Genomic DNA, 274 nt, shown 5'->3' on the forward strand with positions numbered 1-274 from the left:
CCCTCGGGCGACCATGTCCGGGACGAGCAGCCGATCCAGTCGAACAGCTGGAAACAGATTGAGAAACAGCTCCTTTTGCCATTCGTCGTCTGTTAAAGCGGAAAATCCACCGCCGGCCGCTGACGAACCGCCCAGCATGTGAACGATGATATCGACGCCGCCGAGACGTTGGCGCGCGGCATCCGCGACCATTGCACAGCCTTCCTCGGTGGTCAGGTCCGCTTCAACGAACAATTCATCCGGCAGGGCTTCCGGACGCGCCCGCGCTGTCGTC

1 protein-coding gene is annotated in these 274 nt (G+C 61.7%); it reads right to left on the reverse strand.

Features of this window, described 5'->3' with window-relative positions:
- A partial coding sequence (locus EOD29_RS31710; RefSeq protein WP_127248816.1) for an SDR family NAD(P)-dependent oxidoreductase occupies positions 1 to 274 on the reverse strand: 274 nt, incomplete at both ends.

It is taken from the genome of Mesorhizobium sp. M1A.T.Ca.IN.004.03.1.1 (genome assembly GCF_003997555.1).
GTDB lineage: Bacteria > Pseudomonadota > Alphaproteobacteria > Rhizobiales > Rhizobiaceae > Mesorhizobium.